The organism is Caldisphaera sp. (assembly GCF_049974385.1).
Lineage (GTDB): Archaea > Thermoproteota > Thermoprotei_A > Sulfolobales > Acidilobaceae > Caldisphaera.
In genome coordinates this window covers 1-16887 of sequence record NZ_JBMFIW010000009.1, presented here as the reverse complement: position 1 = coordinate 16887, position 16887 = coordinate 1, and the positions used below count along the sequence as shown (strand labels likewise).

The 16887-nt window shown below is 29.5% G+C and carries 13 protein-coding genes and 1 pseudogene; 9 read left to right on the top strand and 5 right to left on the bottom strand.

Annotated elements, in window-relative coordinates; translation table 11 throughout:
* Window positions 1-11: 11 nt before the first annotated feature.
* Window positions 12-916 (top strand): annotated as a pseudogene (gene glcU / locus ACP5GV_RS03475) (glucose ABC transporter permease GlcU).
* A gap of 11 nt (window positions 917-927) precedes the next feature.
* On the opposite strand, the gene ACP5GV_RS03470 reads toward glcU, so the two are convergent.
* The 3 genes from ACP5GV_RS03470 to ACP5GV_RS03460 form a co-directional block, all read right to left on the bottom strand.
* Window positions 928-1833, bottom strand: a complete 906-nt coding sequence (locus tag ACP5GV_RS03470) for a dihydroorotate dehydrogenase 2 (protein ID WP_428102282.1) — start codon at window positions 1831-1833, stop codon at window positions 928-930.
* 198 nt (window positions 1834-2031) lie between these two features.
* Complete coding sequence (locus ACP5GV_RS03465) at window positions 2032-2919, bottom strand: MBL fold metallo-hydrolase (protein WP_428102280.1); 888 nt, start codon at window positions 2917-2919, stop codon at window positions 2032-2034.
* Window positions 2920-2967: 48 nt separating this feature from the next.
* The gene (locus tag ACP5GV_RS03460; protein ID WP_428102278.1) at window positions 2968-3213 is read right to left on the bottom strand and encodes a TrkA C-terminal domain-containing protein; all 246 of its coding nucleotides are present in this window, start codon (window positions 3211-3213) and stop codon (window positions 2968-2970) included.
* A 335-nt stretch (window positions 3214-3548) separates the two neighbouring features.
* On the opposite strand from ACP5GV_RS03460, the gene ACP5GV_RS03455 reads away from it, so the two are divergent.
* The 8 genes from ACP5GV_RS03455 (at window position 3549) to ACP5GV_RS03420 (ending at window position 15169) form a co-directional block, all read left to right on the top strand.
* Complete coding sequence (locus ACP5GV_RS03455) at window positions 3549-3890, top strand: DUF2258 domain-containing protein (protein ID WP_292319257.1); 342 nt, start codon at window positions 3549-3551, stop codon at window positions 3888-3890.
* Window positions 3891-4052: 162 nt separating this feature from the next.
* Entirely contained in the window at window positions 4053-6746 is a 2694-nt protein-coding gene (locus ACP5GV_RS03450; RefSeq protein WP_428102275.1) for an ABC transporter substrate-binding protein, read from the top strand.
* Between the two features lie 42 nt (window positions 6747-6788).
* Window positions 6789-7649: a methyltransferase domain-containing protein gene (locus tag ACP5GV_RS03445; RefSeq protein WP_428102272.1), complete on the top strand. Its 861-nt coding sequence runs from the start codon at window positions 6789-6791 to the stop codon at window positions 7647-7649.
* A 174-nt stretch (window positions 7650-7823) separates the two neighbouring features.
* Window positions 7824-8261 (top strand): hypothetical protein, encoded by a 438-nt coding sequence (locus ACP5GV_RS03440; protein ID WP_428102270.1) that lies wholly within the window; start codon window positions 7824-7826, stop codon window positions 8259-8261.
* Between the two features lie 121 nt (window positions 8262-8382).
* Complete coding sequence (locus ACP5GV_RS03435) at window positions 8383-9627, top strand: metallophosphoesterase family protein (RefSeq protein ID WP_428069976.1); 1245 nt, start codon at window positions 8383-8385, stop codon at window positions 9625-9627.
* Window positions 9627-12431 (top strand): AAA family ATPase, encoded by a 2805-nt coding sequence (locus ACP5GV_RS03430; RefSeq protein ID WP_428102268.1) that lies wholly within the window; start codon window positions 9627-9629, stop codon window positions 12429-12431. The genes ACP5GV_RS03435 and ACP5GV_RS03430 overlap by 1 nt, the downstream gene beginning before the upstream one ends.
* 4 nt (window positions 12432-12435) lie before the next feature.
* The gene (locus ACP5GV_RS03425; RefSeq protein ID WP_428102266.1) at window positions 12436-13605 is read left to right on the top strand and encodes a DNA double-strand break repair nuclease NurA; all 1170 of its coding nucleotides are present in this window, start codon (window positions 12436-12438) and stop codon (window positions 13603-13605) included.
* A 10-nt stretch (window positions 13606-13615) separates the two neighbouring features.
* Window positions 13616-15169 (top strand): helicase HerA domain-containing protein, encoded by a 1554-nt coding sequence (locus ACP5GV_RS03420; RefSeq protein WP_428102263.1) that lies wholly within the window; start codon window positions 13616-13618, stop codon window positions 15167-15169.
* 490 nt (window positions 15170-15659) lie between these two features.
* On the opposite strand, the gene ACP5GV_RS03415 is transcribed toward ACP5GV_RS03420, so the two are convergent.
* Together ACP5GV_RS03415 and ACP5GV_RS03410 are read right to left on the bottom strand one after the other, a co-directional pair.
* Window positions 15660-16424, bottom strand: a complete 765-nt coding sequence (locus ACP5GV_RS03415; RefSeq protein ID WP_428090612.1) for a crotonase/enoyl-CoA hydratase family protein — start codon at window positions 16422-16424, stop codon at window positions 15660-15662.
* A 5-nt stretch (window positions 16425-16429) separates the two neighbouring features.
* A partial coding sequence (locus ACP5GV_RS03410; RefSeq protein ID WP_428102261.1) for an AMP-binding enzyme occupies window positions 16430-16887 on the bottom strand: 458 nt, incomplete at its 5' end.

Here is a 16887-nt window from a genome sequence, read left to right as displayed (position 1 = left end):
GATGAGATAAAATGGGTAATAAAAACAATTTATATAAACCTGAAAATTACTATGTTAGAGTTATTAAATATGCCATATTGCAAATAATAGCGGCTATTCTTATAATTTTATGGTTAATGCCTTTATATGCATTATTCGTTGGAGCCCTTAAATCTAATATAGCTGCTGCATCTACACCTGCTTTGTTACCTCCTTCAAAACCAAGCGGAGAAGCTTATTATTTTGTATGGCATGGATTTGGAGGTATCTATGGTTTAATAGGATTAGAATATCCCTTAATTAGGGAAATCTTGATAGATGTACCAATAGCGGCTTTAGCTACATTATTAGGAGCTATGGGGCTTATTTCTTTTATATGATTATGGATAGACACTATATATGGAGCACAATAGGCTTTGCTATCATATCTCTTGCTACATATTTGCCTGTAGAAACGACTACCGTTCCATTAATTCAAATAGTAACTTCTTTACATTTATACAATACATATTATGGTGTAATAATAGCATATCTGATGTTTTATATACCAATGGCAGCCTTACTTATGTCAATCTTCATGCCTTCCATTCCAAAATATTTGTTGGAAGCAGCAAAAATAGATGGAGCAAGTGATTGGAGAGTCTTTTGGAAAGTTATGATGCCTTTATTAGTTCCTGGGTTCTTATCAACATTTATATTTACATTCTTACAAATTTGGGATAACTTTTTCATACCAATTTTGTTAATATCTAATCCGCAAGAAATGCTTTTGTCAGTTGCTGTGAGACAATATGCAGGAGGTTATGCTATAATATATAATAGATCTTTTGCTGCAGGTGTAGTAGGTTCTATTGTACCATTAGTAATATTCATATTCTTGGGAAGATATTTCATAAGAGGTTTAGCTGCTCTTGGTGGAGGAGCTAAAGGAGTTTAAACATAATGCACTTATTTACATTTTAGGTTTAAGCTACTTATTATTCCTGGGCCCATATACAATATTGCTGTATAGATTTCAACGGCATTTGCATATTTTAATATTTCTTTTAATTGCTTACAACTCATAATTCCTCCAACCCCGATAATAGGTATTTCATTTCCCCCTGATTCTCTTGCTTTTTTAATCATATAATTTGATAATCTATATAGCAATAAGCCACTTAAACCCCCTCTTTTAGCGCTAATTCTTTGATCTTCTATGGGCAAAGTGTTTGTTAAGACTAATCCAAAACCTTCTTTGCTGGCTAGTTTAACATAATCTTCAATTTTGAAGCCTGGGCCTATTTTAATAAAAATTTGTTTTTTTGAGGAAGCTAATGTTGGTATTATATCTTTCCATTTACCTTTATAAGTAGGGCTTGATAGGTTAACTTCTATACCTTGTATGTTATTGGTAGAAAATCTATTTAAGTAAATTATTTGTTCTTCAATTTCAAAAAGGTTAAATCCTGCTACACTAATAAAAATTGGGTAGTTTACCCTTGAAACTCTAGGTAAAATTAATGGTAGGCCATCATTATTTAATCCCATAGCATTAACCATGGAATAAGGCTTGATTCTAGCTACTCTTGGCGGTTTATTTCCTATTCTTTTTTTGGGCGTAGTCGAACCTACAACAATAAAGCCTGGGCTAAAATGAGATAAGAATTTCGTATATTTCCCATTTTTATCTAATCCCGCAGCTATTCCAACTCTACCACAGACATTTGCAGATCCAATTTTATATGGGTCTTTACAATTGCTTTCTTTTAAGGGTATTGAGAAAATTATATGTCCTAATTTCATTGTTATTTCTGGATGAACATGCTTCACAGCTTTCATAATTATCTTCATCATTGGCTCAGATGAATTCATTTTCTAACACCAGAGACCTGTCCGTAAGGTCTACATAGTTTACTTTTTCACTCAGTTGTTAACTGCTTATTAGCCATTAAAATTTAATTCGGTTAATATAATTAATAGTTAAACAAAGAAAAGAATAAACTCAAAATCTCTTTAAATATTTAAACATATTTTATTAAATTAAGGTTAAAAACAATTTAAAAATCTATATTACTTCTTTATTAATTTCCATTTTATTTCATTATCATTAATAGCTTCAACCAAACCTTCTTCTCTTAAGCAAGCTAAATAACCTCTTATCGTATTTTCAGCTAACAAATAGACGCCGATATCAGGTTCTTCACTTTTGTATTTTGATGTGAGATTTTTTGTAATTGAAGACAAGTTTTGGGGTTCATTTAATATGTTTTTTAGTTCTTCCTCGACCTCCGTTATTTTTTTGATGTTACTTTCAACTAATTGGTATGCTTCAGAGCTTTTTACTACTGGTCCGTGAGATGGAATAACCGTTTCAAGCTTTGGTAGCAAATTGAGAATTGTCTTGAGGCTTTCAATAGATTTGCAAGGATATTGGTGATAGGGAATTCCGTATTTTGATAAAACCTTATCTCCAAATAATGAGTCTCCTGCATATAAAACACCATCCGGTGTTATAACACCCAATTGTCCTTGTGTATGGCCTGGTAAAGGAACTAAATCTAAAGGTCCAAATTTTTCTTGATTAGTTATCAACATCGTTGGCTTAATAGATTTTGCTTTAAATGGAAGTATATTATCATCTTGGTTTAAAAAATATCCAAATGTAAGCAAAGTCCTAAGCTTGGGATCTTTTAGAGCTGGCGCATCAATTTCTGAAATGGCTATTTCATTAGTTGAAAAACCCTCGCCTAAAACTGATATATGATCACTATGATAATGTGTTATAAATGCTATGGACTTTTTTGGATTTAATCTATTAACTATAGATTTAAGCTCTTTTGGCCTTTTTGATCCTTGGCCAGGATCTACTATATATAATTCATCATCATTTTTGTAAAATAATGTTGAAGGACTACCTTTGTATATATAGGTATTTCCTTTAATATTTTCTAATCCCACTTAATACACCCATTAATTTATAAATATCTATGATTATTAAATGTTTGTTCAATCTGCTTTTGTAGAACACAATTTCTTTAGCATATTAAATTTAGATGGATCTCCCAATATAACTAAGCTATCTTCTGCCTCAAGAATGAAGTCTCTAGAAAAATATGGAGTAAAATAATTATTTTTCTCTATTAATATAGGCACTAAACCGCTAGGTATATCTGAAATTTTCATTCCTTCGCATTTAGATCCTTTTTCTACTTTAAAGAAACCTAAAGCATAACCATTGTTTTTTAACAGCATTTGAACTGCTTTCCGTTGATTCTATAAGGACACCTCCTATATTATTTGATAAAGCAATTCCGGCAAGGGCCCTTCCTATAAATCTTCTTATCCTTATTACTTGATAAGCTCCAGCGTCTTTAAATATGTCATGCAGGCCTTCATCATGATTTGTTTTGTCTTCATTTTTCCACCGCTTTTTCGTTATAGTTATAAAAAATTTAAATGTAATAAGTAAGAACTAATTCTTAATTTAACATCAAGAAAAATTTAGTAAAGTTTATCTTAAGTTTATTAAAAAAATAAATAATTCTATATACATATATATAATGGGATAGAAGGAGCGGGTGATTATTATGGAAATTTTATTAAAAACTGGGCCTGTAAGGATGAGCGGCTATGCCCTTAAGTTGCGTAGAGTTACAAATGCTGCTTTTCGTAAATTTTATAAAGAGAAAAAGGTTGATCCTAAACTTGTAAATCAATTTTTAACTGATTTAAATAAAAATTTATATGGAATATTAGTAGAGAAATATAATATTCCTAAGGATGTTATAATTAATATACAGCTCGTGCTTGATTTAAATGATACCAGTATTTCTATCAAAGACTTTGATTTAGCTGTTTATAATAAAGATGAAATATTAAGCAATAATTTAACTAAAGAATTCAAGCAATTAATAAAGATCGAAATTTAGTCAATTATTTTAGATAATTCAAAATAAGTAAAACAAAGTATTACGCCAAATAATATAAAATAAATCTAGTTTTAAAATTCTCTTATATTTTTTACAATAAAATGCTTTAAAAATGTTTTTAAACTAGCAGAAAATAAATTTATTGGGCGATGCATAAATAAGATGAACCAATATAATAGAATTCGGGGTGCAAAGTTAAATTATACTTACATTGCTACATTTGCTATTATTATAATTTTTTCCTTGCTTGCATTTTACCATTTTTATTTAATTTCTACACAAACTAATACCAAGATAAAAGTTATAGCATTAAAGCCTGCATCTCCAACGTCTTTAACTTCAGTTGCAGGACAAAACTTAAGCGTATATATACCTAATTATAATATCAATGCAAAAGATTTTGCCATATTATATGCAGGAAACGGATACGCAATAAACACATCTTATAATTATGTTAATTTATATTACAAATATCCTGGAGATTACCTAATATATTATAATGTTTATCAAGATGGTAAGCTTATTGGTTCCTCTTCTCAAAATTTAATGAGGATTATAATTACTCCAAACATATCATATAATTTGTCTCAATATTTAACTGTCCCCACTATAACTTTTAACTCAACAGAAAATCCAACTGCTCCTCTATTTAATGTTTCACAAAAAATTTATTTGATTGGTAGCTTTTTACAGCCACCATCAGGTCAAAACATGACAATATATGAATATATATGGAATTTTGGTAATGGAACAACAGAAACAATAATAGCTAATCAAACAAGTCTATTACCACTATATAATCCAGTAGTTGTTTATAATAAACCGGGTTTATATGCAATATCATTAACAATTGTTACTAAAAACGTATCATCAGGAAAAACATATAATTATACAACATATCAAACAGTTGCAGTATCAGGAAATGGAGAAAAATTCGCATTGTTTACAACTTACTTTGATACACCAAATTCTAAATTAATTATATCTGCAGAAAACGTACCTGGAGGACCATATAGCTTTGATCCTCAAATAGATTACGATACTGTTGGTTTTGAAGAGCTTTTGAACATATATTCTACATTAGTTATATATAATGGTTCTTCAACTTCATCATTTTTACCAATGGCAGCAGCATATTTACCAAAAGTTAGCAATTGGTCTGATGTAACAGCTAGATATATGTATGGAGCGATTTCACCTAATTATACTATTTACATATTTAAGATAAGACCAGGTTTATACTTCTCAAACGGAGATCCGATAACAGCATACGATGTATGGTATTCATTAATAAGGGATGTTTTGTTTGCAGGAGGAACACCAGGCACACCAGGTTGGATATTAACCCAATATCTAATACCAAATTATACCCCATTTACTTCAGTTATAACATCACCAAACGATACGCAAGGATTTGAAGAAATAATGAATGCAATAACATATAATAATCAAACAGATACAGTAACTTTGCATTTATCAAGGCCTGCCTCTCCACAGTTCTTGTTTACAGCATTGGCAGACCCTGAAGGAACGGGTATATTAGATGCCAAATGGTTAAATCAAATAGGTGCAGGCATTAATTTCACTCCTTCAGGCTTTTACCAATATGAACAACAAGCAAACGAAGGTAATTATAACACAATAATACAATGGTCACCAATATCTTCTGGACCATACATGATATCATCTTATACCCCAGGTCAAAGCGTTGTATTAAAGCCAAACCCATATTGGCCTAATAATATAACATACATACCAAAACCAAATGATACTATAATAATTTATTGGGTTAAAGATCCAAATACTGCATATGAAATGTTCTCATCAGGACAAGCAGATATAGTAACATTTTTACCATCAAACTACATGCCTTCAATAGAAAAGCTTGAATCCGAAGGGCAAGCATCCTTATACGAATTTCCAAGTCTAAACGAATATATTTTTGCTTTTACTTCAAATATAAGCACCAGTATTTTATCTTCTTTAAACCCATCTTATAGTATACCTTCATACTATTTTGCAAATCCATTGGTTAGAGAAGCATTTGCTTATGCATTTAATTATACGCAATTCTTTAACAACATTTTAGGTAATGTAAGGTATCATTTTAATTTTGGAGATCCTATTTGCGGTGCTATTATACCTGGTTTACCTTATTATATTCCACCATCAGAATTAACAGGCTGCCCAACATTTAATTTAACTTATGCAAAGCAATTAATGGAAGAATCAGGTTTTTACAATATAACAGTTAACTTCCCAATAATAGTATCAAGCGGTGATACTGTTGATTTTACAGCTGCAGAAATGTGGTCACAGGCATTACATGAAATGGATCCAAATATAAATGCACAACCATTATATATGACACAGACAACTATAATGTCATATCAAATACCTGGGCAAAATCCCATGCCTATATATAATTTAGAATGGGTTCCGGATTATCCATTAGCAAGCGATTTTACAAATGCTTTGTATTTACAAACCGGCGATTATCCAGCTCCTAATGGATGGAATGTTTCTTATTTTGAGAACTTAAGTAAATATTTTGCTTCACAGGGTAATACTTTTTTGGCAAACTTATTCCAGAATGAGTCTCTTGAATATAATGAATTAAACAATTTATTGATTTTAGCCAATTCTGCGGCATTAAAAGGTAATAGCACTATGGCACAGTTATATTATAAAGAAGCAGAGCAAATAGCTATAAATCTCTACTTATATGTCTACGAATATCAGCCAAATTTGCAATGGGTTATAAAGCCATATATGTATGCATATAACAATCAAATATCTTACCAAGAAAATCCAATAAATGCAGAAGATTCGGTATTTTACTGGTGGTTTAAATAACTTTATTAGAACTCACTATTAGCTTGATATCATGTGATGGATTTGGAAATATTCGAATTCGAGTCATTCAAGGGCATAGCATTAACACCTAACGAATCAAGCAATATAACTAATGAAAGTTTATCTACAATAAACTGTGGCAGAGATAAGCCTGATTATATAAATAAATTCAATAATAAAATAGAGATAAAATTCAATAATAAGATATTTGAAATTGATTATGATATTTTAAAGGCTCATATTAATAGAAGATCAATAATTTTGATTGATCAAGGGTATCAAGAAGCTGAAATCAGAACACAAACAAACTATTATAAGCTAGTTCCTTTAGAAGGATCTAACTTTGTTACTTTGGAAATTAATGGAATACATATGCATAGAATTAAGGGTATTTCCCCGATAGATGATGCAAAAAGGAAGACTTCAGTAGCTGGGGTTAAAAAAGGTACTAGGGTTTTAGAAATTGGGACTGGATTAGGCTATACAGCTATAAGTTCTTTAAAGCTTGGTGCAAGGGAAGTTGTGACAATAGAAATGGATGAAAACGTTTTATGGCTTGCAGAGAGGAATCCATGGAGCAGGGAATTGAACTCAGAAAAGATAAAAATTGTTTTAGGAAATGCTATAGATGTTATAAAAAATTTTTATAATGAGTTTGATATAATTATACATGATCCTCCTAGGTTTACTTCTTCTACAAGTATGTTATATTCAAGTGAATTTTATAGAAATTTGTTATCAGCATTAAAACCGAATGGAATTTTGTTTCATTATACTGGAGAGCCTGGTAGAGTTAAAGGAAAAAGTTTTCCTTCTAGAATATCTAGCAGGCTGAAAAGCGTGGGATTTAGGATATTGAGATATGATGATATTGCCATGGGAATCAAAGCAAAAAAAGAATAAAAAGTTTATTTAATTATATTTGCATAATTTCAAACAATATCTTTTCGAAATTACAGTTGATTGTTTTTCCTGCAAATATTATTATGGATCTTCGTGCAATGCATAGTGTTAAAATTATTTTAAGTATTAAGAAATATATATAAATGATTTATTATAATATGGGATAGGAATTGAATGAAAATGAATAAGAGCACTATATCATTAGCGTTAATAGTAGTTCAGATATCTTTATTAGCAGTACAATTTATAACAGGAATGATAATAAATTTGTTTGCGCCAATGAATGTACAACCTTATTCGAGCTATCCTTTTATGATGGGTTATATGATGTACGTTTTTAGCATCATACCTCTCTTATCTTTTCATATGATGCTTGGAATAATAATAGGCATGGTTTCTATTGCTATGCTAGTTATATCAGCGATTAAAAAAGATAACAAAATTTTGATTTTATCCTTTGTAGAAGGGTTATTTGTTTTAATGGCAGGTATTTCAGGTATAAATTTTGTTTTATCGGGCTTATCAAATAACTGGCTATCATTAATTATGTCTATTGGATTTATTGGTTCATTAATATCATTGTTCTTTATTTTACAATTAAATAAGATTTAATAATTAAAATATTAATAAAATAATATTTTAATTATTTTAATTACGCAGTCCTATTTGAATTCTGACATGGAATAATATTTAAGAGGTAATACATATAAATAAAATAAAGGAGGTTCAAAAATTGCAAATCGTTCATATGTCAGATCTTCACATTGGCGCTAGACCATATAATGAAAACACCATTTATGATGATATAAAAGAGGCCTTTGATCAATCTGTTGAAATGATAAAAAAAGAAAAGCCTGATGCATTCATAATATCTGGAGACCTATTTGATAGTCCAAAGCCAGATAACGATTCTTTAAAATTTGTTATACAAAGGTTTAAAGAATTAACTAACTCGGGGATACCTATAATATTAGCTCATGGAGAGCACGATACACCAGGGAGAAGAGAATCAACAATATTGCAAGTAATTTCTTCAGCTGTAGATAAAGTTTATGCACCTGTATATGAGTCAAGATCATCAGATAAAACAATGCCTAAGGAAAAAACTTACGAAGAAATTGTTAAGAATACAACAATTTCAGTTAACAAATTAAACATATTTGTATATCCATTTAGAAAAGCTAATTTAGATTTTAGAAGGCAACTTGCTAAAGAATTACTGCCTTATTATAATGAAGCAATAAAAAAGGTTAGTGGAAAGAGTGTTTTCGTTGCACACTTTTCTATAGAACCAATATTTCCTCAAGATGCCTTGGTTTCTGTAAATGAACTGCCAGAAGCAAGTTATATAGCAATGGGCCATATACACAGAAGGTGGATTAGCAAAGAAAAAAAATATTATGCATATCCTGGGTCATTATACCCAATAGAGTCTAATGAAGCAAGATTATCCAATAAGAGAGGTCCGTTACTTATAGATCTTTCTACAGATGTCCCTGATATTCAAGAGATAGATATAAAGGTAAGAAAAAATGTTGTAAAAGAACTGGAAATAATGAATGAAAAGGAAATTTACAATAAAATAAAAAGTATAGTTGATATTGAGAAAAGATCATTAGAAAAAAATGATAAGAACCCTCTTATTTATTTAAAAATAAGCATACCAAAAAACGTATATTCGAAGATAGTTTTACAAAACGTAGAAAAAGTGAAAAATGAAGAAAACCTAGTTATAATACCTTTATTAGAAAGAATAAATAAAGATATAGAAGAATCTCATTCAGTAAAATCTTTGAGCAAAAGCGTGTTAGATCCAGTAAATATAATGGTTAATGAATTTAAAATTAAAGAAAGCACAGCTAGACTGTTAATAGAATTAAGAGATGCTGCATTTGAAAAAAATGAGGATAGAGTAAATGAATTGTTATCCAAGCTATCGGAAAGCAGTTTTGAAGAGCTAAAAAAGGTGTTAGAATAATGGGATATTATATTATTGATTCAATATCATTAAAAAACTTTCTAAGTCATGAAGATACAAAAATAAATTTCTCACCAGGCAGCATGGCATTAGTTGGTGAAAATGGAGCTGGAAAAAGTAGCATACTAGAAGCTCTATTCTTTGCGTTGACTCTAAAACCTTGGAGAGACAGATCTTATTTGATAAAAACTAATTCAAGTAAGGCAACAGTAACAGTTAAATTAAGGGAATTAGAAGGAAATAATACATTAGAGCTCATTGTATATTTAACAAGAAGAGGCAAGGATGGATTAAATACAGAAGTCACTTTAAAAAGAAATGGCAAGGTTGAAGCATCAAAGGTCGAAGATTACAAAAATATTTTAAAGCAATATTTGAACATGCAATCATTACCTGATGTAAGCGATTTTTTACAGAGCTCAATTATAGTTAAGCAAAATATTTTGAGCAATATAGCAAGTAAAATGAGTGACTCTAGAAAAGACTTTAAGGAATTGATAGAAAGTGCTTTGGGAATAAAATTATATAAAGAAGTTGAAGAAAATTTAACAGAAATAGATGTTAAGCCTAATAAAAATGAAGAAAGCGTTGGAATTTATAATATAAAACAAAGGCATAGAGATAATTTGAAAGAAGTTATTGAAAAGAAAAAAAATGAAATAACTAATATAAATAAAAAATTGAATGAAATTATTAAAAATGTAAGAGAAAAAGAAACACAAAAAATTATTATTGAAAATAAAAAAGAAGAAATTAATAACGAATTGTTAAGTTTGCAAAACAAAATTATTGAATTAAACGTTTTGAAATCTAAAAAAGATTCCATAAAATCTGAAATAAATAAAATTAAATCTGATATAAATTCCATAAAATCTGAAATAAAATCTTTGGATTTTAAAATCGCTGAAATAGAAAAAATTAGGCCAATTGCAAATATGCATAATCTTGTTGAAGATTATGATAAATTGGTTGATGAGAATAGAAGTCTTGAAAATGAAATAAATCAACTAGAACATATAAAACATTATTATGAAAAAATGTCAGAAAATAGTGAAATTGAGAAGGAATACGAGGAATTAAGTAAGAAAATTGAAGAATTAAGAAAAGAAATAGATTCGATGAAGATCGATCTTGCACGTATAAAAGAAATAAATAAAAATTATAATAAGAAAAGAGATAAAATTAACAATATTTTAAATATTAATGAAAAATTATTAAAGAATTTAGTTGATATTAATGTTTTGAAAGCATCTAAGGATATAGCAGATTCTTTAAAAAGTATTATAGAAAAATTAGAAGATTATTATGAAAAGTTGGAAAAGGAAAATGAAGTAAATAAAGAAAAGGAAAAAGAGATAGGTAATAAAATAAGTACTATCAATTATAACATTAAAGTAATGAAAAACTATATAACTGTTTTAGAAAAGCCTGGAGAGAGCAGCGAATGCCCAGTTTGTCATAGCAAATTAACAGGCAAAACTATAAGTGATTTGAAAAATAGCTATATTGAAGAAATTAAGAAGCATGAAAATGAACTAAAAGAACTTAATAAAGAAGACATAGAATTAAATAATAAAATAAAGCTAATTGAAAATGAATTGAAATCATTATTAAATATAATCAACGAACTTAAATCAATAAGTGATGAAATAAGTGATGAAATGAAAGTATCTGAGAAAAAACTTTTATTAATAAGCTCTGAACTAGAAAACAAAACAAAGGAATTCGATGAAATTAAGAAAAAATTCGATGAATTAGAGAGAGGACATAATGAATATATAAGCGCTTTAGAATATTTTAAATTTATTAATTTAGATATAAAAGATATTTCTAAAAAGTTGGAGGGATATGAGAAAAAGGTTGCAAGTTATAATGAAATTAAAAATAAAATTAAAGAAATTGAAAAAACATTATTGAGGCAAACGAATTCTAAAACTATGGAAGAAGCTAAAAGTAAAATTAAGGATGCAGAATCAAAGATTAATTTACTGGATAAGTATAAAGAAGATAAAGAGAAATATGAGCAAGAGCTAATTAATAAGAAAAAAGAGTTAGATGAAAAAGTTATAGAATTTGATGAAATTAATTCTAAGATAAATTCTATGGTGGGAATAGAAGAAGAAATAAAGAAATTAAAGAAAGAGGCTGATGATTTAGAAAATCAATATCAAAAATTAATAAAAGAAATAAGCGCCTTAGAAGGTGAAAAGAAAGCAAATGAAGATAGCTTAATTAGATTAAAAAACGAAATAGATGCCTTAGATGAAATAGAAAAGAAAGTGACAGTTGGACTTGCATCAATAAATATTTTTGACAAAATCCAGAGGTCTTTATATAACAATGCATTAATTTCATTAGAGAATGAAATGAATAATGTTTTTTCTAGGTTTGGTCTCGATTATTCTAGAATAGAAATAAGAGAGAATAGTGAAGGGAATTTAGGAGTTTACGTTATAGATAGAGAAGGTAATGAAAGACCTATATCTATTTTAAGTGGTGGAGAGCAAAATGTAATAGCATTAGCATTTATAATTGCTCTAAATAAAATAATTCAAGCTAAAATAGGCTTTTTGGCATTAGATGAGCCAACTGAAAGCTTGGATGAGCAAAGAAGGAAGATCTTGGTGGAGGTTTTAGGGAAATTGACCGAAAGCGAAACAAGTGAAGTTCCTCCTCCGGTATATCAATTGCTCTTAATAAGTCATCATAGTGATATAATGGATAGTATAGATCAGATATGTAGTATAAAGAAAGAAGAAGGTGTATCAAAAGTCTTATGCCAAAATGAAGAGAGTTTCAGGTGAGATTATGGAATCAAATTTAGTTAATTCAGTTTTAAAAAATAAAGACGTTATATTAAATATAATAAAAAAATTTCCTTATGAGAATAAATGCAAAATAGATTGGAAAGAACTACCAGAAAAAAGAGATATCATTGAGTATTCAGCAGAAGATGGAGGGGATGTAGTTTCTGAGTTTGAGACTTTTACTATCTATGCAGTAAAGTCATACTCAAAGGTGTTTAATAATACAAATATTAGAGACAAAGCTGAAGAAAGAGCTTTTTTTGGTTTATTATTGCCTCCAAAATATTCAATGTCAAGAGTTTCTCTATATAGAGAAATTTTAGAAGCAAGCTCCTCATTAAATTCGGTGCCAAATAATGGCATATTTTTATTTGATGGAAGTATAGTGCCAATAATAGCTTGGTGGAGGCCTTTATCTTCGATAAAGAACGGCTATATGCTAAATTCATTATTAGAAATAGCTAAGGAAAAGATAGAAGATAACAGTGAAGGAAATATAAAAGATATAGGGGAATTGATAAGTGAAAATGTAAGTCATCCAAAAATGCCTGAGCTTTTAATGAAAAGAGCATTAAATGGGTATATCTTGGATGACTCAGATTGGTATCTTGCATTGGAAATATTGGAAAAATTGTATTCATATAAAATTCTTATTGAAAAAATATGGGAAAGCAATTCAATCCCAACATTTATAACTAAAACTAGTAGATCAAGGGATTTTTGTAAGGGCAATTTACCTGACGTTCATATAATTAGAAGGGCATATCCTTCAACTCCAGGTTATTTGATATGGGAAGATAGTATAAGGTACGGTTCATATAATATAACTGGTGAAAGAAAGGGGGATAAAATGTTCCCCGATATAAATGGTATTTCAGATTTTTATGAAAAAAGGTTAGGAGTTTTGAAATTGTACGCTAGATTATCAACAGGTGGACCTATATTACAAATAGAGTTTTTATTTGATACGCAAAAAAATGTGAAAAATTATGAAGATCTGGCCCAAGAATTATTATCAAAGCTTATTTCAATTCCTCTTCAAAGAGGATATCCAACACCTCTTGTTTTAGCGCATCATCATGCTGTGATAACATATGATGATATGGAATCATTAATTAAGATTTGTGGGTTAGAAGGTGAAGTAAGAGAAAGAACAATGCTTTATTTTTAGGGTGATATTTATGGGATGTAGTGAGATTCCGTTAGGGTGGATTGTGGGAGAAAGCGAGCCTGAGAAAAGCTTAGTTATATTTTCAGAAAATAATCAAGATAACCAAGGCGTAAGGTTATCAGCTGGTATGTATTTGACTGTAGAAACTCCTGGAGGTTGTGTTTTAGGTATAGTAGAAAAATTAATATCAGGAAGTAGGCTTTTACCTCAGAGCGTTACTGATCCTGAATCTGTAGGTTCTGTAATTTCTGCTATATCGCATGGAGAACTAGTTAAGGAATCTTATCTTAAAGGTTCTGTAAGATGGCTTAGTTATTTAGAGACATTAAAAAAAGGATTAATAGAATCTCCTAAGATACCTCCAATGCCAGGTACAAATGTTTATTTGGCTAAAAAAGAAGATTTAAAAGATATTTTTGGAGGACCAGAGGAGCAAGGTTGGATAGCAATTGGTAAGTTATCGTCTTTAGCTATTTCAAATATAGAAGTTGACTATAAAATAAATGTAAATAAAATACAAAGGCATTTAGCAATTCTTGCAGTAACAGGAGGTGGAAAAAGCAATACTGTATGTGTTCTTGCTAAAAAAATAGTTAATGATTTAGGAGGTACGGTTGTTTTATTTGACATGCATGGAGAATATGGTAACTTAAACCTAGGTAATAAAGGTAAAGTTATCAAGCCTACTATAAATCCAGCGGTAATGGAATTTAGTGAGCTTAAAGATTTAGCAAGATTTCCAGTTAATGCAATAAATCAAGAAAGAGTTTTAAGAAAAGCGTGGAATGAGACAAAAGAGGAGCTAAAGCAAAACAAGATAAGTGTAGCTGAGTTCATGGAGAAATTAAGAGAAAAACTAGATGATAAAAAAGCTGATAGTCAAACTAAAAAAGATGTTTATGGTGTTCTAAACAAACTAGATGATATCGAAGATTACTATGGAGAAGTTTTAGATTCTAATACTCCTTTGAATCTACAGCAAATAATAGAGCCTGGAAAGTTAACAGTTTTTGATTTAAGTGAGTTAGACGAGATAGGAGCAGATGCTGTTGTTAGTCATTATTTAAGGAGAATTTTACAGCAAAGAAAGCTATCTAAAAGAGGTAAAAATGGTTATCCTGTTCCATTATTTGTCGTAATAGAAGAAGCTCACGTATTAATACCAAACAATGGCGATACTTTGAGCTTGTATTGGGCTTCAAGAGTAGCAAGAGAAGGAAGAAAATTCGGGGTCGGCCTTATTTTAGTAAGTCAAAGACCGAAAAACGTTAACTCTGATGTATTGAGCCAAACTAATAATAAAATAATTTTAAAAATGGTTGAACCGCAGGATATAAAATATGTTCAAGAAGCAAGTGAGGAATTAAGCGACGATTTAGCTGGTTTATTACCAAGTTTAAACCCTGGAGAAGCAATAATAATAGGAAGTATGGCTAAATTACCCGCATTAGTAAAAATAGAGCTTTGCGACAGCAAAAAATTAGGTAGCGATCTCGATTTAATATCTGAGTGGAGAAGTAAAGAAAATGAATTGAGCAGCGACGATTTGCAATCTAATTTTTAATAAAGATTTAGATTATTTTAAAAATAAGATTAATTTTTGGTATTTTATATGTTCTTCTAAATTTAAGATTAATAGGAAACTTATTTCAGCAAAAGAATTCACGACTTTTATTTTTATATTTTTATTTAAAATATTAATTAATAATTTTATTTAGACTTCTGTCTATTTTATCTAGTGCAGCAACTTATAAGGCTTCGTCAGATAGTATATTAAACAGGTGAAAAAATATGAGTAATCTAGTATATAGTAAAGAGGAAAAGAAAATAATAATTGATGTTAGCAAAAAAGATGAAAAAGAATTAGAGTGGTACGAGGTTGCAGTAATTGCTGAGGGCGCATAATTATAAATTTGACTTTAATAATTTATTGATAATTATAAATTTGCAAGGGTTTGATTTTAATAATTTGTTATTGCGAATTAAGAAAGAATTAGACCTGATACATTAACTTAAATCTTTAAACTAAGGTCTTTATTTAATAAAAATGTAAATTATTTAATTATTTCTCCATGTCTTCCTAATCCTTTTTTAAAAAGCTCACTCCCATTTATCAACTCATTAGTTTTTATAGAGTCTATACCGTATTTCATCTCAATGTTTAATCCATCGCTTAATCTTCTTCCTAGACCTTCATAAACGGAAAGTCTATCGTTTCTTAACGTGTTTTGTGGAAAACTGCTTATCATTTTAGCTATTTCAATGCTTTTGTTTAATACTTCATCATCTTCTACTAAATAATTTATTAAACCTATTTGATATGCCTCTTGTGCATCTATTAGCTTACCAGTTAAAATAAGATCCAATGCTCTTCCCAAACCTATTATTTTAGGAAGCCTTTGAGTTCCTCCGTCTATTAATGGGACACCAAATCTTCTTTCCAAAAATCCAAACTTTGAATTCTTTCCTGCAACCCTTATATCAGCCCATAAGGCTATTTCTAATCCTCCTGCAACACAATAGCCATTTATAGCTGCTATAACCGGTTTATTTATTATTAATCTTGTAAAGCCTAGAGGACCATTAGGATTTTCAACCCTATTCAATAATCTTTTAACATCGTATAGATTTGCGCCTGCCGAGAAATTATTTCCTGAGCCAGTTATTATAGCTACGTTAAGGTTATCGTTTTTCTCAAAATTTATCCATATTTTTTCAAGTTCATTAGCCATATCAAAATCAACAGCGTTTCTATTGTTTGGGTCATTTAAAGTCACTATTAATATGTTTTCGATAATTTCTGTTAATACCTTTTCCATATTGATCATCTTCTAGTGGATTGTAATTTTTGTTTTATATATAAATTCATATCTACGGTATCATTAGTTATACCTTGATTGCGTAATTTATATTTCTCTATTCTTCCTGTTGGAGTTCTTGGTAAGGAATCTACAAATCTAATATACCTTGGTACCCAGAATTTAGGCATGTTTTCTAGGCAAAAGTCGATAATTTCTTCAGGATTAACCTTTTCTTTTAACGATATTACTGCCATAACTTCATCTTCTCCTATTTCGGAAGGAACAGGGATAACTGCAGCTTCCTTTATTTTGTCAAATTTTAATAAAGTTTGTTCTATTTCATAAGATGAAATATTTTCTCCTTTTTTCCTTATAGCATCTTTTGCTCTGTCTACAAAGTATAGATAGCCATTTTCATCAAATACACCTAAATCACCTGTATGGAACCACAATCCCTTAAACGCTTCTATAGTTTTATCTG

Coding starts and splice junctions, on each gene's coding strand:
- ACP5GV_RS03450 (WP_428102275.1), top strand. CDS start 4,053: ATGAACCAATATAATAGAATTCGGGGTGCAAAGTTAAATTATACTTAC.
- ACP5GV_RS03430 (WP_428102268.1), top strand. CDS start 9,627: ATGGGATATTATATTATTGATTCAATATCATTAAAAAACTTTCTAAGT.
- ACP5GV_RS03455 (WP_292319257.1), top strand. CDS start 3,549: ATGGAAATTTTATTAAAAACTGGGCCTGTAAGGATGAGCGGCTATGCC.
- ACP5GV_RS03440 (WP_428102270.1), top strand. CDS start 7,824: ATGAAAATGAATAAGAGCACTATATCATTAGCGTTAATAGTAGTTCAG.
- ACP5GV_RS03425 (WP_428102266.1), top strand. CDS start 12,436: ATGGAATCAAATTTAGTTAATTCAGTTTTAAAAAATAAAGACGTTATA.
- ACP5GV_RS03420 (WP_428102263.1), top strand. CDS start 13,616: ATGGGATGTAGTGAGATTCCGTTAGGGTGGATTGTGGGAGAAAGCGAG.
- ACP5GV_RS03415 (WP_428090612.1), bottom strand. CDS start 16,424: ATGGAAAAGGTATTAACAGAAATTATCGAAAACATATTAATAGTGACT.
- ACP5GV_RS03460 (WP_428102278.1), bottom strand. CDS start 3,213: ATGCTGTTAAAAAACAATGGTTATGCTTTAGGTTTCTTTAAAGTAGAA.
- ACP5GV_RS03470 (WP_428102282.1), bottom strand. CDS start 1,833: ATGAATTCATCTGAGCCAATGATGAAGATAATTATGAAAGCTGTGAAG.